We start from the raw sequence: 15,244 nt of genomic DNA, 5'->3' as shown, positions 1-15,244 counted from the left end.
GTTTATATTTTCCACGGTATTAATTTACAAGTAGTTTATTTTCTACCGTTTTTAGGTTATATTTTCTATTTTATTAGTTTTGGTTTATACTTATATTATTTTTTTACTAAATGCAATAAAAAATAAGATTTAGATATTTTTTTCAATAAAAAAATAATATAATAGACTTGGTACATAACCCTCAATTTTATCTACTATTTTGATAATATTATTTTCTAGATGAAGCACAAATGTTAGATAAATACAAAGACGAAAATGAATTTTATAGTTTGGTAGGTGCAAAATGTTATAGTTATGTACCAAGTCTAATATAACTAAGGAGGTTTAACAAATGCAATTCGTTATTCGTGGTAAAAATATTGAAGTAACTGAGGCGATTCGTGAACGCATTATTAATAGTTTAGAAAAAATTAGTAAGTATAAAATTATTAATCATGATGATACAATTCATGTTGAAGTAAGAACTTATAAAGAAAATTTAAGTCGTGTTCGTGTTGTTCTTGATTTAAGAGGAAAGAGTAATCATTTACAAGCTGAAGCTCAGCATATTGATTTATACGCTGCCATTGATGAAGTGCGTCATAAGTTGGAAGAACAATTACGAAGAATGAAAGATCGTTGAATTCCGCGCGGTAAAGAAAAATTTACAAAAGTAGAATTTCCTCTTGACTTAACATTAGATGAAGATATCTAATGCCATTATTAAATTAAATAAAATATCTTTTATTTTAAAAATTTATTGCTATAATTAACCCATAGTTTTAACTCTTAGTGGAGGTGATGGGTTAATTTAATAAATTAGCATTTGGAAATTAAATGTTTATTTTTTATAAAAAATAATCAAAGAAGTTATTGTAAAAATAAAATTTCAAAGTAAAATAATATATGTAGTAAAATAAATGAAAAGGGAGAATTAAATATGAAGTTATCAGGATTAAGATTAATAACAGCTTTAGCAGGGCTTCCTGCTATCGTAGTATTACCAATTATTGGTTGTGCAAAAAAAGCCGCAGCAACTACAGTTACTGATAAAGCAATTGATAGCATTAAGATTGAAGATGCTGATGCTGTTGAAGTTGCTGACGCAGCGGGATGAAAAGATGATGTTGTTCTTGCACTGATTAATACAAAAGTTAATGAGAAAGTTACAGCAGCGGATGACGCGGCTAAAGCGGTTGAGGCAACATTAGTTGAAGCACTTCCAGCAGCTCTCGGAGTAGGTAAAAGTGCCAATATTAAATTTACTGTAAAAGCAAAAGACGCAACTCATGGAACATTTTCAAAAGAATTTACAATTAAAGTTACTCAAAAAGGATAGTAATATAGAAAAAGTGATAATTCTTATTTATTAAGAAAATACACTTACAGTTGTAAGTGTATTTTTTTATAAAAATTATTTATTAATTAAATTCCTTGAAAAACTAATATTTGTTAGTAAAATGTTTATATAACAAAACTTGAAAAGAGGAATTAATTATTTATGAAGTGATTTATACCGTTTTTAACAACTTTGACATTAACACCACTAGTTATTGTGATGCCATTAGTAAGTTGTAGTGGTACTGAGATGAAAGAGTCAGGAAGTTTAGATAGTCAGATTAGTAGTTTGCCAGATACTGTGGAAATTAAAGATATTTTTCCGGCTAAGTGAAATTCTTTTGGTTTGCAATTGTATGCTGTTATGGATTTGATAGAAAAACTTGGAATAGATTTAAATAAAGCGAAAGCTAATTTAAACTTTGATGAAAGTTCTCCGTTTGATACATCCTATAATGTTGTTGAGTTAACGATTACTGTGCGAGCAATGCCAAATAAAGGGAAAGCAAAAAAAGAAGTTAAATATATTTTTACAATAGACTTGGTGCATAACTATAACTAGCTTAATTCAAAATTATATATTCCTGAAATTAAGTTAAATCGTAATCCAAATCTTCTAATCTTATTGCGATAACGATAAACTAGTATTTTAAATCTTTTTAATCTAGCAAAAACATGTTCAATGGCAATTCTAACTTTACTTAAAAAGCTGTTATATTCCTTTTTATCTGGATTTAAAGGAATATTTTTACTCTTTTTAATTGGCAATAATGTATTTTTATGAACATTTTGCAAACCTTGATATCTTGAATCAGCAATTACTTCTAATTTCGGATTTATAAGTGTATTTGATTTTAAAAATAACTTATAATCATGAATACTGCCATAACAAAAATCTACTGAAATAATTTTATTGTTAAATAAATCAATAGACTTCTTGCATTACTTATTTATTAAACAAAATTCCTATAAAATATATTTAAAATAGAAATTATAAGGAATTTAAGATTATGAAATTTGATAAATTTAATTTTATTAATGATAAAGAATTATTACGATTAACTGGAATAAAGCAAAGTACTTTTAATAAAATGTTAAATATTTTAAAAGAAGCTGAGTTAAAAAAGTTTAAAAGAGGTGGTAAAAATAATAAATTATCATTAGAAAATAGATTATTGATGACTTTATCATATTGACGAGAATATCGTACTTATTTTCATCTTGGTAAAAGTTTTGATATTAGTGAAGCTAGTTGTTATCGAAATATCAAGTGAATTGAAGATATTTTAATCAAACATCCTGATTTTCAACAACTTGCTGGTAAAAAAGCATTAATAAATGATTATTTTAATGATAAAACAATTATTATTGATGCTACAGAAACACCCATTCAACGCCCAAAAAAGACAAAAACAATCTTATTCAGGAAAAAAGAAAAAACACACTATTAAAACACAAGTAATTATTGAAAAAGAAAGCAAAATAATTATTGCAACAAATTTTTCTCTCGATAAAAAGCATGATTTTTGTTTATTTAAAGAATCAAAAATCCCAATTTTAAAAAATACTAAATTAATAGTTGATAATGGTTATCAAGGAATACAAAAAATTCATAGTAATGTTCTAATACCTAAGAAAAAAACAAAGAAAAACCCTTTAAATAAAGAACAAAAACATAATAATAAATTAATTTCAAAAATGAGAATTATTATTGAAAATATTTTTGCTATTCTTAAAAAATTTAAAATTATTACTGAAAAATATCGTAATCGTAGAAAACGATTTAGTTTAAGATTTAATTTAATTGCTTCAATTTATAATTTGCAATTATAGATAACATAAAATATTTATTTAAAATTAAATTTAAATAATAAAATAATTTTTTGTTGTATCAAAATTTACACATTTAATAAAATCCATAAGTATTAACCTAATAAAAGTTAGAAATTACTATATAGTATTTTTTATTTACAAATAATTTGTAATTATTTTAATAAGTAATGCAAGAAGTCTATTACAACAACAAAAAATAATCTTAATCAATATGAGATTAAATATGAGATTATTAATTTGATTTGTAATTTAAACTAACTCAATATAAACCATCGGTGCATTATCACCTCTACGGTCATCAGTTTTTAAAAGTCTTGTATAACCACCAGATCTTTTATTATATCGTTTAGCAATATCAGTAAATAGTTTTTGTAAAACCGTTTCTGTTTCATTAACATCAATATTTCGTAAAATACTTGATGCTTGTCTTCTGGCATGTAAATCTTGTCTTTTTGCTAAAGTAATTAATTTATCAATTGTTTTTCTTAATTCTTTAGCTCGTTTTTCAGTTACAAGCAATCTTTCATGAACAACTAATTCTGTTGCTAAATTACGCATTAATCCTTGTCTTCAACTAGTATTTTTACCGCGTTTTTGAATAAATGACATATTCTGTTCCTCCTTTTATTCTCGTTTAAAAGTTAGCCCTAATGCTAATAATTTGTCTTTAATTTCAATAAAGGATTTTCTTCCTAAATTTTTTGTTGCTAAAATATCATTTTCTGTTCTATTAGTTAAATCCCCAATAGTAAAAATTTCTGCTCGTCTTAAACAATTATATGAGCGAACTGTTAAGTCTAATTCTTCAATCGTTTTTTCTAATTCATATGTTTCTTGTTTTTCAGAAATAGAAATAATTTCTAATGATTGTGCTTGTTCACTTAAACTAACAAAATGTTCTAAATGAGCAATTAAAATCTTCGCAGTAATCGCAATTGCTTCTACTGGAGTAACCGAACCATCGGTTGTTAATTCTAAAACTAATTGTTCTAAATCAGCACTTTTTCCAACTTTAGTTGGTTCAACATTATATTTAACATTAACAATTGGTGAATAATTAGAATCCATAGGAATAATACCAATATTAGTAATTAATCGTTTATTATCATCAAATGATTTATAACCACGAGAATTTTGAGCATACATTGTCATTTCTAATTTACCACCTTTAGCAACAGTAGCAATTAAATAATCACCATTTAATACTTCAACTCCTAGTGGACAAATAATCATTGATGCTAATACTTCACCAGCTAAAGCATCTACTTTTAATGAGACACTTTCTTCTTCTTTAAAGATAGTACTATCAATTTTTAAAATAATACCTTTTAAATTTAAAATAATTTGAGCAACATTTTCAACAACCCCTTTAATTGTTGAAAACTCATGACTAACCCCTTTGATATCAACACCATAAATTGAAGCTCCTGGTGTTGCTGCTAATAAAGTTCTTCGTAAAGCGTTACCAATAGTATTACCAAATCCTCTTTCTAATGGTTCTACTATAAAGCAACCGAAATTTTTACTAGTATTTTCAGTTTGTAATTTAAAATTTGGTCTAACAAATTGTTTCATTTATTAACCTCTTGGCCTTTTAGGCGGGCGACACCCATTATGAGGAATTGGTGTTACATCTTTAATACTTGTAATTTCCAGACCAGCTGCTTGTAAGCTTCTAACAGCAGCATCTCTTCCTGGGCCAGGTCCTTTACACTGAACTTCAATCGTTCTCATTCCATGTTCTATTGATGCCTTAGCAACTTGTTCTGCTACCATTTGTGCAGCATAAGGGGTTGATTTCTTTGTTCCTTTAAAACCAATTGCACCAGCCGCACATCAAGCAATAACATTTCCTACTTCATCAGTCATTGTTACAATTGTATTGTTAAATGTTACATGAACATGGGTGATTCCTTTTAAAATATTCTTTTTTTGTTTTTTCTTTGCAACTTTTTTTACTTTTGCCATCGTGTTACCTCCACTTCTTACTATTTTTTCTTATTAGCAACTGTTTTTCTCGGTCCTTTTGCTGTTCTTCCATTTTGTCTAGTAGATTGACCACGAAGTGGTAAACCTTTACGATGACGAATACCACGATAAGAACCAATTTCCATTAATCGTTTAATATTTAGTTGGGTTTCGCGTCGTAACTCACCTTCAACTTTATAATCTTTGGATATTTCTGCTCTAATATTTGTTAATTGTTCTTCTGTTAATTGTTTAACACGAATATTTTTATCAATACTACATTGTTTTAAAATCCTTTGAGCACTGGATAAACCAATCCCATAAACATATGTTAAAGCAACAACAACTCTTTTATCATTAGGGATTTCTACTCCTGCAATTCTTGCCATATTTAACCTCCTATTTTTAACCTTGTCTTTGTTTGTGCTTTGGAGTTTTACAAATTACTCGCACACATTTTTTTCTATTAATTATTTGACATTTATCACAAATCTTTTTAACTGATGATCTTACTTTCATTTAATTTGTCTCCTTTTACTATTTTTATTCTTTTACTTATGACGATAAGTAATCCGCCCACGTTTTAAATCATACGGAGAAAGTTCAATAATTACTTTATCACCTGGTAAAATTCTAATGAAATTCATGCGAATTTTACCAGAAACGTGAGCTAAAATAACCGCATTGTTTTCTAACTTTACCTTAAACTCAGTATTAGGTAAACATTCAATAACAATCCCTTCCACTTCAATAATATTTTTAGTTTCTTTTTCTTTGGTGGTCATTTAATTCCCTTCTTCCATTAAGTGTGTATTGGCAGTTAAAACTTCATATCCATTTGCGGTTACTAGAATTGTATGTTCAAAATGAGCTGAATATGTACCATCAAGAGACACAACTGTTCAATTATCATTTAAAACTCTAGTTTGATCAGTACCAATTTGTACCATTGGTTCAAGACAAATTGTCATTCCTGCCACTAATTTTAAACCATAGTCATATTTACCATAATTAGGAATATATGGGTCTTCATGTAATTGTTTACCAATCCCATGACCCGTATAATTTTTTGGCAAATGATACCCTTGTTGTTCAACAAATTGTTGAATTGTTGCCCCAATAGTACCAATTCTAACACCCGGAGCAATAATTGCTATTGCCTTATTTAAGGCTTCTTCCGTTACAATAATTAACTTTTGATATTCTGCTTTAATTTGACCGACACCAATAGTAATTGCCGCATCCGCAAAGAATCCATCAACAACAGCACCAGCATCAATTGATACTAAATCACCTGTCTTAATAATTTGATTATTAGCAATCCCATGAATTAATTCATTATTAATAGAAACACAAATATGATTAGGAAAACCATAATAACCTTTAAAAGCTGTTTTAGCATTATTTTCTTTTAACACTCTTGCTGCTATTATATCAAGGTCGCGTTTTTTTATTCCGGGAATAATTGCCTTTTTAACTTCAGCTAACATTTTAGCAACTACTTTCCCCGCAGCACGCATTGTTTTAATTTCCAACTCATTTTTAACAGTAACCATTTATTTTACACACTATCTAAAATACTTTTAATACCATTAAATACTAATTTACTTGACTGATTAGCATCAACAACATGTAATAAGTTTTCTTCTTGATAATACTCTACTAATTGTAAAGTCTCATTCAAATAAGTTTGAATTCTAATTTTAGCTTTTTCCTTCGTATCATCATCCCGTTGAATCAATGTTGCACCATCTTCATCACATTGCATCTCAATTTTAGGTTTATTAATTAATTTGTTATATGTTCGATTACAAGTTGGACAAACTAAGCGATTGGTAATCCGATCAATTAAATGTTCTAAGTCAGCTTCCAAATAAATAACAAAATCAATTTGTTGTTCTTTTTTTTCTAAAATCTCTTGCAATGCGTGAGCTTGTTTAACCGTTCTTGGAAAACCATCAAGAATAAAGTCTTCAGTTAAATTATCAATGGTTTCTTGTACAAAATTAATTACTTGTTCATCGGGTACTAATTTTCCTGCATCTAAATATTCTTTAGTTTTTAATCCCCATGATGAATTATTTCTTATCGCTTGGCGAATAATATCTCCTGTTGATAAATGTATTAAACGGTATACATTACACAACTTTTGTGACTGGGTTCCTTTACCACTTCCAGGCGCTCCTAAAAAGATTAAATTCATTTTAAATACCACTCTCTTTTATCATATATTTTTACTTTGATTTTCATCTCTTTTAAATTGAATATAAGATTGCTGGGTCAAATACCCTTGAACCTGACGAATAACTTCAATCGCAACACCAACCATAATAATAACTCCTGTACCACCAATTGCTAACATTGGCGGTAAATTTGTTAATTTAGAAATTAATGTTGGTAACACGGCAACAAAAGCTAAAAAGACACTCCCCCCTACACTACTTAAACGATTTAAAGTTGATTTAATATATTTCTCCGTTTCTTTTCCTGGTTGAATTCCAGGAATAAATGTGCCATTCTTTTGAAAATTCTCTGCCATTTGTTCAGGATTAATTTGTACTTGTGAATATAAGAAAGTAAAAAGAATAATTAAAATCACAAAAATGCTCATTCCTGATCATGAATCTAATGCTAAATAAGCCTCTGTAAAATTAGTAAACCCTGTCCCTTCGGGATTATTAGCTTTAACAATTTGAGCAATTGTTAAAGGTGCTGTTATAATTGCTGAAGCAAAAATCACAGGGATGACACCAGCCGAATTAATTTTTAACGGCAAATACGGTGCTTTTTCATTTTTTAAAGCTAACCCACTCCCCGTCTGTTGAATCGGGATTCTTCTTTCTGATTCAGCAAAGAATACAACCATTAAAATTACTAAAAGAAACCCAACCATATAGAGTAAAAACTTTAAAAAACCACTAAAAACAACTATTGCTTCACTTTGACTACCAACTCAAAATTGAAAAGTTTTAGCAATATTAAATGGTAAACTAGAAGCAATTCCAGCAAAAATAACTAAAGAAACACCATTACCAATTCCACGAATCGTAATTTGATCAGCTAGTCAAAGAATTAAGAATGTCCCTCCTAAAAGCAGTGTTGGTACCAAAATATAATAAAACACTGCTGATGTGGCAACATTTCCAGCATCTGCTTCTTGCCATTTAAGACTAATAATTTTTTGTTGTGCTAAGGTCATAATTGTTGCAAAACCTTGCATAATCCCAAACGGCAGTGTTAATCATTTAGTTAATGAATCTAATTTTCGTTTCCCTTTTTCTCCTAATTTGGCTCAACGAGATAATGCTGGAACTAAATCAGTAGATAATAATTGGACAATAATAGAAGCAGTAATATATGGTGATAACCCTAAAGCGAAAAGTGAAAATCGATCAATAGAGCCCCCACCTAACATTGCAATTAAATTAAAAAATTCTCTTGAATCCTTATTAGATTCATTAAGACTTTTATTTATATTAACACCTGGAACAGTAATTAATGCTCCTAAACGAATAATAAATAAAACCAATAATGTAAAAGCTAATTTTAATAAAATATCTTTATTATTACGATAAAATTTTTTAATGGTTGTTATCACTATTAAATCACCTCGGTTTTACCATTAGCTTTCTCAATAGCATCTTTAGCCACTTTTGAAAACTTATGGGCTTTAACAACTAATGCTTTACTAATTTTACCATTAGCAAGAATTTTTACTAATGATTTTTCACTATTAATTAATTTTTTATTTTTTAAAACTTGTGGTGTAATTTCAGTTACATCTAATTGTTCTAAAGCACTTAAGTTAACAATTTCATATCGTTTCTTTGTAAAATTGGTAAAACCGATTTTAGGGATTCTACGAAATAAAGGAGTTTGTCCGCCTTCAAATCCAGGACGAACACCACCACCACTTCTAGCATTTTGACCTTTATGACCTTTACCAGAAGTTTTTCCATGCCCTGAAGATGTTCCTCTTCCAAGGCGCTTTTTATCTTTACGAGATTTTTTAGTATATTTAAGTTCATGTAATTTCATAATTATTGTTCCCTTGCTAGTGATTTTTCACTAACTTTTTCTTTAATTTCTCGTAAACTATAAACTTGTTCTTTAGTTCGCATTTGTTTTAAACCATCCATTGCTGCTCTAATCATAATAAGTGAAGTATTAGAACCTAATGACTTAGCATAAATATCTTGAACACCAGATACTTCAATTAAAGTCCGAACTGGACCACCAGCAATAATTCCTGTACCTTTTCTAGCAGGTTTAATTAATACTCGTCCCGCACCATAATGACCAATAACATCATGAGGAACAGTAACCCCCACCATTGGAATCATAAAAGTATTTTTCTTAGCAGCTTTTGCTGCTTTTTTAATAGCATCTGGTACTTCATTAGCCTTACCAGTAGCAAAACCAACTTTTCCCTTATGGTTACCAACAATAACTACTACTGAGAAACGAAAATGCCGCCCCCCTTTAGTTACTTTAGTTACTCTTCTTACTTTAACGACCTTTTCTTCAAACTCTTCAACTGGTTTTTGAAAATTAGCATTTGACTTTTTAGTTCATCGTTTTTTATTTCGTTCACCATCATTACCTCGATTAGCAAAATTAGGTTTAGTTGGTGATGTCGTTAAATTTTGTTGATCTTTTTTTTCTTGCATTAACATACTTCTCCTCTACTAAAATTTCAATCCATGTTCTCTTGCAGCCTCCGCAAAAGCAGCAATTTTCCCGTGATACAAATGCCCACCACGATCAAAGACAACAGTGGTAATATTGTTTTCTAAAGCTTTCTTTGCTAACATTTCTCCCAAAAGGGCAGCACTAGCTTTATTTAAATTACCCTTACTTGCCATTTGCAAAGTTGAATAAGAAACTAGTGTTTGGTGCTGGTTATCATCAATAATTTGTGCATAAAGATTCCTATTAGAACGAAATACATTAAGTCGGGGCCTTGATTCAGAGCCATTTATTTTTTTACGAATACGAAAATGTCTAATTTTTCTTGCTTCATAGCGATTTGATTTCATTTTTAACTCCTTTAACAGTAAATTTAGACTATCGTCTATTTACCTGCTGATTTCCCTTCCTTGCGAATAATGTATTCATTATCATATTGAATTCCTTTGCCTTTGTACGGCTCTATTGGCCGAAAAGCACGAATATCGGCTGCTACTTGTCCAACTAATTCTTTACTAATTCCTGAAACAATAAGTTCTGTTGGTTTAGGACAAACAACTGTTATTCCTTCAGGGATAGTATATTGAATCGGATGTGAAAACCCTAAACTTAAATTTAGTTTATCACCCTGAATATTAGCACGATATCCCACCCCATTAATTAATAATCTTTTACTAAAACCAGTAGTAACCCCTGTTAACATTCCTTCTAACAATGAATTAGTAGTTCCATGTAATTGCTTAGTATGCTTTTTTTCATTCGGTCTTATAGTTTTAATCGTTTGGTTTTCAACAATAATAGTAATTTTTTGTGGTAATTGTTTATTGAGTGTTCCTTTAGGTCCCTTAATAGTTATGATATTATTTTTTGCAACATTTATTTCAACGCCATCTTGTACAGAAAGAATGCGATTACCAATTCTTGACATAATTTATCACCCTATCAAACAAAGGCAAGAACTTCGCCGCCTAAACGATTTTCTCTTGCTTTTGCATCAGTCATAATCCCAAGCGATGTCGAAATAATTGCAATTCCTAAACCATTTAAAACCTTTGGAATCTCACTATTTTTAACATATACTCTAAGACCTGGTTTAGATATTCTCTTTAAACCTCAAATTACCTTTTGGCTTGCTTTATATTTCAATAAAATATCAATTTTACTATGAGTTCCATCTTTAGGTTTCTCATTAATTTTAAAATCGGTGATATACCCTTCTTCTTTTAAAATTTGGGCAATCTGTAATTTTATATTAGAAGTCGGAATGCTTACCTTTTTAAATTGTCGTTGGTTAGCATTGCGAATTCTTATTAGCATATCGCTAATTGGATCTGTCATCATATTTTACTAACTACCTCCTATCATGAAGCTTTCTTAAGCCCAGGGATTTGCCCTTTATTGCCAAATTCACGAATACATATGTGACATAATTGAAACTTTTTTAATACTGACCTTGGTCGGCCACAATTTTGACAACGAGTGTATGCTTGAACTGCAAACTTAGGAGTTTTTAATTGTTTTACTTTTAGTGATTTTTTTGCCATCAGTTTCTTTCCTCTCCTATTTCTTAAAAGGCGCATCCATTTTTTTTAGTAAAGAAAATGATTCATTTTGATTATTACTAGATATTACAATAGTAATACTCATTCCTCTAGTTTTTACAACTTTGTCGTAATCAATTTCAGGAAAAATCAATTGTTCTTTAATTCCTAATGTATAGTTACCGTGTTTATCAAAACCTGCTTTATTTAGACCACGAAAATCACGAACCCGAGGTAAATTAATATTAAATAACTTATAAAGAAAATCATACATTTTAGTACCCCGTAAAGTTACTTTACACCCAATTGGCATTCCTTCTCGTAACTTAAAACTAGCAATTGATTTTTTTGCTCTAGTTATTACTGGTTTTTGTCCTGTAATTAAGTACAATTCTCGCATTACTATTTCAATATATTTACTATTACTAACAGCATCACCAATACCAACATTAACAACTACTTTGATAATTTTAGAAACTTGCATTGTAGAAGTAAAATTATATTCTTGCATCATTGCCTGAATGATTTCATCTTGATATTGTTTTTGTAAATAATTCATCAAATTTTAACTCCTTAAATTAAATTCTTGTCTTGGTTTTACGAGCAATCCGATATTTTTTACCATCTTTAATCTCATAACCAATTTTAGTTGTTTTAGTTTTATCTTTACTATCTAGTAAAGCAACATTGGAAAGATGAATGCTGGCAGGAATTTCTTTAATTCCCCCTTCATCATTTTGACTTGGCTTTTGGTTTTTTTTAACTGTAATGCCTTCAATTTCCACACGAAGTTTTTTCTTTAAAATATTAGTAACTGGTCCTTTAAAACCACGGTGTTTACCAACAATAACTACTACTTGGTCACCTTTTTTAATTTTTATTTTTATCATCTTATATCACCTCAGTTGCTAAAGAAGCAATTTTATTAAATCCCGCTTCTTTTACTTCTCTAGCAATCGGGCCAAAAATTCTTGTTCCTCTTGGCATTTTATCATCTTTAATAAGAACAGCCGCATTTTCCGAAAACTTAATATATGTACCATCACTTCTACGGACAGCTTTTCTAGTACGAACAATAACAGCTTTAACAACTTGTCCCTTTTTAACAGTTCCCCCTGGTGTTGTTTGTTTAACTGAACAAACAATAACATCACCAACACTTGTAAATTTACGCACCGAACCACCTAAGTTTCGAATTACTAAAATTATTTTTGCTCCTGTATTATCAGCGACCCTTAATTGAGACTCAGTTTGAATCATAATCTATACTTCCTTTTCTATAAAATAATTGCTTTTTCAACAATTTTTACTAAACGAAAGCGTTTAGTTGCTGATAATGGTCTTGTTTCCATAATCAAAACGCGATCACCCTCTTGAGAAGAATTGTCTTGATCATGAGCTTTAAACTTTTTTGAATATTTAACGCGTTTTTTATATATCGGAACTTTTTTATATGTTTCTACTAAAACAGTAATTGTCTTCTCCATTTTACTAGAAACAACAACACCAGTATAAACCTTACGGTTATTTCTTTCCATCATTATCGCCTCGCTTTTCATCAGTTTTTGTTTTGGGGGTTATTGTTGCTGCTTTAGATTTAGTAACTTTTGCCATTTTAACACTAACTTCTTTACTATCGTTACTTGTTAACTTCGTAGAAGCTTTCTTTTCTTTAATAACTGGTGCTACAACATCTTTAATTTTTTTAATTTCTTTCGCCATTAATTTTTGATTTTCCAGTTCAATTTGTTCAGTAACAACATTATCTTGCTTTTCAACAACTAATTTCTTTTCTTTAAGTTTAAGTTTTGCTTTCTCCTCAACAATTTTAGTTTTTTGTTCAATTTCTTCTTGTAATGTTTTAGAAATAACAACTTTTTGTTGATTCAATGGTTTAACAACTTTATCTTCAGCTTTTCTCATTTGTAAATGAGTTAATATTCTAGCAACTTCTCTTCGCAATTCTTTAATTCGATGGGGCTTTTCTAATTGTCCGGTTGCTGATTGAAATCTTAAGGCAAACAATTCTGCTTTTAATTCTTCAGCACGATGTTGTAAATCATGAATGCTTTTATCTTTAAATATTTTCTTTGCCATTATTCTTCACCTCGTTTAACGATTTTACATCTGATTGGCAATTTATGCATTGCCAATCTTAATGCTTCTCTTGCTACTTCTTCAGTAACACCAGCAACTTCAAACATAATTCGTCCTTTTTTAACAACAGCAACAAACTCTTCAGGAGACCCTTTTCCAGAACCCATTCGGACTTCAAGTGGCTTTTTAGTTTTCGCCATCTGAGGAAAAATGTTAATTCAAACTTTTCCCCCTCGTTTCATATATCTTGTCGCTGCAATTCTTGCTGCTTCAATTTGTTTTGAAGTAATTCAAAGACCTTGTAATTCAGGTTTTTTTTGTACTTGATCAGTATTGACAACAATACTTCTTTTAGGCATAACTAATTTGCCAACTGCTTGTAATCCATATTCACCAAACGAAACCTTAGTTCCTCTTGTTGCTTTACCTTCATAAAAAACACGATGCGGACGGCGATATTTAGTTCGTTTTGGCATTAACATAATTACTTCGCCTCCTTAACAGAATTTTTCTTTTCTGGTAAAATTTCACCCTTATAAATTCAAACCTTAATTCCAATTAAACCATAAGTTGTTAACGCTGAGGTTTTAGCATAATCAATATCACTTCGCAAAGTTGCCAAGGGAACACTTCCTTCAGAATAACCCTCACTACGAGCCATATCAACACCGCCAAGTCTTCCCGATACTAAAGTTTTAATTCCCTTCGCCCCAGCTTTCATTGCTTTACGAATTGCTAATTTTTGTATCGTTCTAAACGATGCCCGATTAACAATTTGTTGAGCCATATTTTCAGCAACAAGTTGCGCATCCAAATCAGGAACTTTAATATCAACAACATTAATCTTAATATCTAATTTACTTTTAGTTGTCAAACCAATCGCTTGTCGAATAGCTTTAATAATATTTTCAATATTTGAACCTTCTTGTCCTAAGATAACACCAGGACGCGAAGAATGAATGAACACCGTAACATTTTCTTTCGTGCGTTCAATTTCAATTTTAGCAATTGCTGCATTTTTTCATTTTTTTAAAATTACTTTACGAATTTTAATATCAGAATGTAATCAATTAGCATAATCTTTATCTTTAGCATATCATCTTGAGTCTCAGTCTTTATTAATACCAAGTCGTAATCCATGTGGACTTGCCTTTTGCCCCATTATTGATTACCTCCCTTTGCGTCCGTTACAACAATTGTAATGTGACTAGTTCTTTTTAATATTTTATAAGCTTGTCCATGATCTGATGGTCGAAACCGTTTTAAAGTTGCACCCTCATTCACTAAAACCTCTTTAATTAATAACGCATCCCCATCCATCGCATAATTATTTACTGCATTAGCAATAGCTGATTTTAGAAGTTTAAGTACTGGTTCACTAGCTTTTTTATTAGTATTCATTAAAATCGCTAAAGCATCAGTAACTGGTTTTCTTCTTATTAATTCAGCAATTAATTGCACCTTTCTGGGGGCAATTCTAATTGTTCTTAAAATAGCTTTTGCTTCCATATTTTAAACTCCTTACTATTTCTTCTTCTTATCATTTCCGTGCCCACCAAACGATCTTGTTGGTGCAAATTCACCAAATTTATGACCAACCATATCTTCAGTTACAAAAACCGGAACATGCTTTCTACCATCATGAACAGCAACTGTATGATTAATGAAGGCAGGAGAAATAGTAGAGCGACGCGATCAAGTTTTCATTACTTCTCTTTTATTATTACTATTCAACAACTCAACTTTTTTCAATAAATGTGACGCAATATATGGCCCTTTTTTTAATGATCTTCCCATCC

At 30.0% G+C, this 15,244-nt stretch carries 29 protein-coding genes; 4 read left to right on the top strand and 25 right to left on the bottom strand.

Going from position 1 to position 15,244, the window contains the following annotated elements:
• The first annotated feature begins 331 nt into the window (after nucleotides 1-331).
• The 3 genes from hpf (at nucleotide 332) to AAHJ00_RS00510 (ending at nucleotide 1,879) form a co-directional block, all read left to right on the top strand.
• On the top strand, nucleotides 332-694 hold the full coding sequence (hpf, locus tag AAHJ00_RS00520; RefSeq protein ID WP_342224129.1) for a ribosome hibernation-promoting factor, HPF/YfiA family: 363 nt from the start codon (nucleotides 332-334) through the stop codon (nucleotides 692-694).
• Nucleotides 695-919: 225 nt separating this feature from the next.
• Complete coding sequence (locus AAHJ00_RS00515) at nucleotides 920-1,318, top strand: hypothetical protein (protein ID WP_342224128.1); 399 nt, start codon at nucleotides 920-922, stop codon at nucleotides 1,316-1,318.
• A gap of 162 nt (nucleotides 1,319-1,480) precedes the next feature.
• A complete protein-coding gene (locus AAHJ00_RS00510; RefSeq protein ID WP_342224127.1) occupies nucleotides 1,481-1,879 on the top strand; it encodes a hypothetical protein in 399 nt (132 codons plus the stop codon).
• Here AAHJ00_RS00510 and AAHJ00_RS00505 read toward each other — a convergent pair.
• Nucleotides 1,876-2,196, bottom strand: a complete 321-nt coding sequence (locus AAHJ00_RS00505; RefSeq protein WP_342224589.1) for a transposase family protein — start codon at nucleotides 2,194-2,196, stop codon at nucleotides 1,876-1,878. The two genes, AAHJ00_RS00510 and AAHJ00_RS00505, sit on opposite strands and share 4 nt — an antisense overlap.
• A gap of 131 nt (nucleotides 2,197-2,327) precedes the next feature.
• Between AAHJ00_RS00505 and AAHJ00_RS00500 the strand changes: the two genes are divergently transcribed.
• A protein-coding gene (locus AAHJ00_RS00500) for an IS5 family transposase (protein WP_342224126.1) occupies nucleotides 2,328-3,150 on the top strand; the annotation gives its coding sequence in 2 pieces (ribosomal slippage) (nucleotides 2,328-2,725 and nucleotides 2,724-3,150; 825 coding nt in all).
• A gap of 249 nt (nucleotides 3,151-3,399) precedes the next feature.
• Here AAHJ00_RS00500 and rplQ read toward each other — a convergent pair.
• The 24 genes from rplQ to rpsS are packed head-to-tail and all read right to left on the bottom strand — an operon-like array spanning nucleotide 3,400 to nucleotide 15,242.
• Nucleotides 3,400-3,759 carry a 50S ribosomal protein L17 gene (gene rplQ, locus AAHJ00_RS00495; RefSeq protein WP_342224125.1) on the bottom strand — a complete coding sequence of 120 codons (360 nt, stop codon included), beginning with the start codon at nucleotides 3,757-3,759 and terminating at the stop codon, nucleotides 3,400-3,402.
• A 15-nt stretch (nucleotides 3,760-3,774) separates the two neighbouring features.
• Nucleotides 3,775-4,725 (bottom strand): DNA-directed RNA polymerase subunit alpha, encoded by a 951-nt coding sequence (locus tag AAHJ00_RS00490; RefSeq protein WP_342224124.1) that lies wholly within the window; start codon nucleotides 4,723-4,725, stop codon nucleotides 3,775-3,777.
• Between the two features lie 3 nt (nucleotides 4,726-4,728).
• Nucleotides 4,729-5,118: a 30S ribosomal protein S11 gene (gene rpsK / locus AAHJ00_RS00485; RefSeq protein WP_342224123.1), complete on the bottom strand. Its 390-nt coding sequence runs from the start codon at nucleotides 5,116-5,118 to the stop codon at nucleotides 4,729-4,731.
• Nucleotides 5,119-5,138: 20 nt separating this feature from the next.
• The gene (gene rpsM, locus AAHJ00_RS00480; RefSeq protein ID WP_342224122.1) at nucleotides 5,139-5,507 is read right to left on the bottom strand and encodes a 30S ribosomal protein S13; all 369 of its coding nucleotides are present in this window, start codon (nucleotides 5,505-5,507) and stop codon (nucleotides 5,139-5,141) included.
• Between the two features lie 16 nt (nucleotides 5,508-5,523).
• Nucleotides 5,524-5,637: a 50S ribosomal protein L36 gene (gene rpmJ, locus AAHJ00_RS00475; RefSeq protein ID WP_215825765.1), complete on the bottom strand. Its 114-nt coding sequence runs from the start codon at nucleotides 5,635-5,637 to the stop codon at nucleotides 5,524-5,526.
• 32 nt (nucleotides 5,638-5,669) lie between these two features.
• On the bottom strand, nucleotides 5,670-5,903 hold the full coding sequence (gene infA / locus AAHJ00_RS00470) for a translation initiation factor IF-1 (protein ID WP_338982107.1): 234 nt from the start codon (nucleotides 5,901-5,903) through the stop codon (nucleotides 5,670-5,672).
• The gene (map, locus tag AAHJ00_RS00465) at nucleotides 5,904-6,674 is read right to left on the bottom strand and encodes a type I methionyl aminopeptidase (RefSeq protein WP_342224121.1); all 771 of its coding nucleotides are present in this window, start codon (nucleotides 6,672-6,674) and stop codon (nucleotides 5,904-5,906) included. It lies immediately after the preceding gene.
• Between the two features lie 5 nt (nucleotides 6,675-6,679).
• Nucleotides 6,680-7,333, bottom strand: coding sequence for an adenylate kinase (locus AAHJ00_RS00460; RefSeq protein ID WP_342224120.1), 654 nt, complete (start codon nucleotides 7,331-7,333; stop codon nucleotides 6,680-6,682).
• Nucleotides 7,334-7,339: 6 nt separating this feature from the next.
• Nucleotides 7,340-8,719 (bottom strand): preprotein translocase subunit SecY, encoded by a 1,380-nt coding sequence (secY, locus tag AAHJ00_RS00455; RefSeq protein ID WP_425288870.1) that lies wholly within the window; start codon nucleotides 8,717-8,719, stop codon nucleotides 7,340-7,342.
• On the bottom strand, nucleotides 8,719-9,156 hold the full coding sequence (gene rplO / locus AAHJ00_RS00450; RefSeq protein ID WP_342224118.1) for a 50S ribosomal protein L15: 438 nt from the start codon (nucleotides 9,154-9,156) through the stop codon (nucleotides 8,719-8,721). Before rplO ends, secY begins: the two co-directional genes overlap by 1 nt.
• A gap of 2 nt (nucleotides 9,157-9,158) precedes the next feature.
• Entirely contained in the window at nucleotides 9,159-9,788 is a 630-nt protein-coding gene (rpsE, locus tag AAHJ00_RS00445; RefSeq protein WP_342224117.1) for a 30S ribosomal protein S5, read from the bottom strand.
• 18 nt (nucleotides 9,789-9,806) lie between these two features.
• Nucleotides 9,807-10,157, bottom strand: coding sequence for a 50S ribosomal protein L18 (gene rplR / locus AAHJ00_RS00440; protein ID WP_425288861.1), 351 nt, complete (start codon nucleotides 10,155-10,157; stop codon nucleotides 9,807-9,809).
• Nucleotides 10,158-10,192: 35 nt separating this feature from the next.
• Nucleotides 10,193-10,735 carry a 50S ribosomal protein L6 gene (gene rplF, locus AAHJ00_RS00435; RefSeq protein WP_342224116.1) on the bottom strand — a complete coding sequence of 181 codons (543 nt, stop codon included), beginning with the start codon at nucleotides 10,733-10,735 and terminating at the stop codon, nucleotides 10,193-10,195.
• An 11-nt stretch (nucleotides 10,736-10,746) separates the two neighbouring features.
• On the bottom strand, nucleotides 10,747-11,148 hold the full coding sequence (gene rpsH, locus AAHJ00_RS00430; RefSeq protein ID WP_342224115.1) for a 30S ribosomal protein S8: 402 nt from the start codon (nucleotides 11,146-11,148) through the stop codon (nucleotides 10,747-10,749).
• A gap of 17 nt (nucleotides 11,149-11,165) precedes the next feature.
• A complete protein-coding gene (locus AAHJ00_RS00425) occupies nucleotides 11,166-11,351 on the bottom strand; it encodes a type Z 30S ribosomal protein S14 (protein WP_342224114.1) in 186 nt (61 codons plus the stop codon).
• Nucleotides 11,352-11,367: 16 nt separating this feature from the next.
• The gene (gene rplE, locus AAHJ00_RS00420) at nucleotides 11,368-11,907 is read right to left on the bottom strand and encodes a 50S ribosomal protein L5 (RefSeq protein ID WP_425288869.1); all 540 of its coding nucleotides are present in this window, start codon (nucleotides 11,905-11,907) and stop codon (nucleotides 11,368-11,370) included.
• A gap of 19 nt (nucleotides 11,908-11,926) precedes the next feature.
• Nucleotides 11,927-12,238 carry a 50S ribosomal protein L24 gene (gene rplX, locus AAHJ00_RS00415; protein ID WP_342224112.1) on the bottom strand — a complete coding sequence of 104 codons (312 nt, stop codon included), beginning with the start codon at nucleotides 12,236-12,238 and terminating at the stop codon, nucleotides 11,927-11,929.
• 1 nt (nucleotide 12,239) lies between these two features.
• Nucleotides 12,240-12,608 (bottom strand): 50S ribosomal protein L14, encoded by a 369-nt coding sequence (gene rplN / locus AAHJ00_RS00410; RefSeq protein WP_342224111.1) that lies wholly within the window; start codon nucleotides 12,606-12,608, stop codon nucleotides 12,240-12,242.
• Between the two features lie 17 nt (nucleotides 12,609-12,625).
• Complete coding sequence (rpsQ, locus tag AAHJ00_RS00405) at nucleotides 12,626-12,889, bottom strand: 30S ribosomal protein S17 (RefSeq protein WP_342224587.1); 264 nt, start codon at nucleotides 12,887-12,889, stop codon at nucleotides 12,626-12,628.
• Complete coding sequence (rpmC, locus tag AAHJ00_RS00400) at nucleotides 12,873-13,445, bottom strand: 50S ribosomal protein L29 (RefSeq protein WP_342224110.1); 573 nt, start codon at nucleotides 13,443-13,445, stop codon at nucleotides 12,873-12,875. The genes rpsQ and rpmC overlap by 17 nt, the downstream gene beginning before the upstream one ends.
• Nucleotides 13,445-13,927, bottom strand: a complete 483-nt coding sequence (gene rplP / locus AAHJ00_RS00395; protein ID WP_342224109.1) for a 50S ribosomal protein L16 — start codon at nucleotides 13,925-13,927, stop codon at nucleotides 13,445-13,447. Before rplP ends, rpmC begins: the two co-directional genes overlap by 1 nt.
• Nucleotides 13,928-13,929: 2 nt before the next feature.
• The gene (rpsC, locus tag AAHJ00_RS00390) at nucleotides 13,930-14,607 is read right to left on the bottom strand and encodes a 30S ribosomal protein S3 (protein WP_342224108.1); all 678 of its coding nucleotides are present in this window, start codon (nucleotides 14,605-14,607) and stop codon (nucleotides 13,930-13,932) included.
• Entirely contained in the window at nucleotides 14,607-14,954 is a 348-nt protein-coding gene (gene rplV / locus AAHJ00_RS00385; protein ID WP_342224107.1) for a 50S ribosomal protein L22, read from the bottom strand. Before rplV ends, rpsC begins: the two co-directional genes overlap by 1 nt.
• Before the next feature lie 15 nt (nucleotides 14,955-14,969).
• On the bottom strand, nucleotides 14,970-15,242 hold the full coding sequence (rpsS, locus tag AAHJ00_RS00380) for a 30S ribosomal protein S19 (RefSeq protein WP_215825748.1): 273 nt from the start codon (nucleotides 15,240-15,242) through the stop codon (nucleotides 14,970-14,972).
• Nucleotides 15,243-15,244: the final 2 nt, after the last annotated feature.

Source organism: Spiroplasma endosymbiont of Asaphidion curtum (genome assembly GCF_964031085.1).
Taxonomy (GTDB): domain Bacteria; phylum Bacillota_I; class Bacilli_A; order Mycoplasmatales; family Nriv7; genus Nriv7.
Note: the sequence above shows the minus strand (reverse complement) of the source record. Positions and strands in the feature narration are given on the sequence as shown.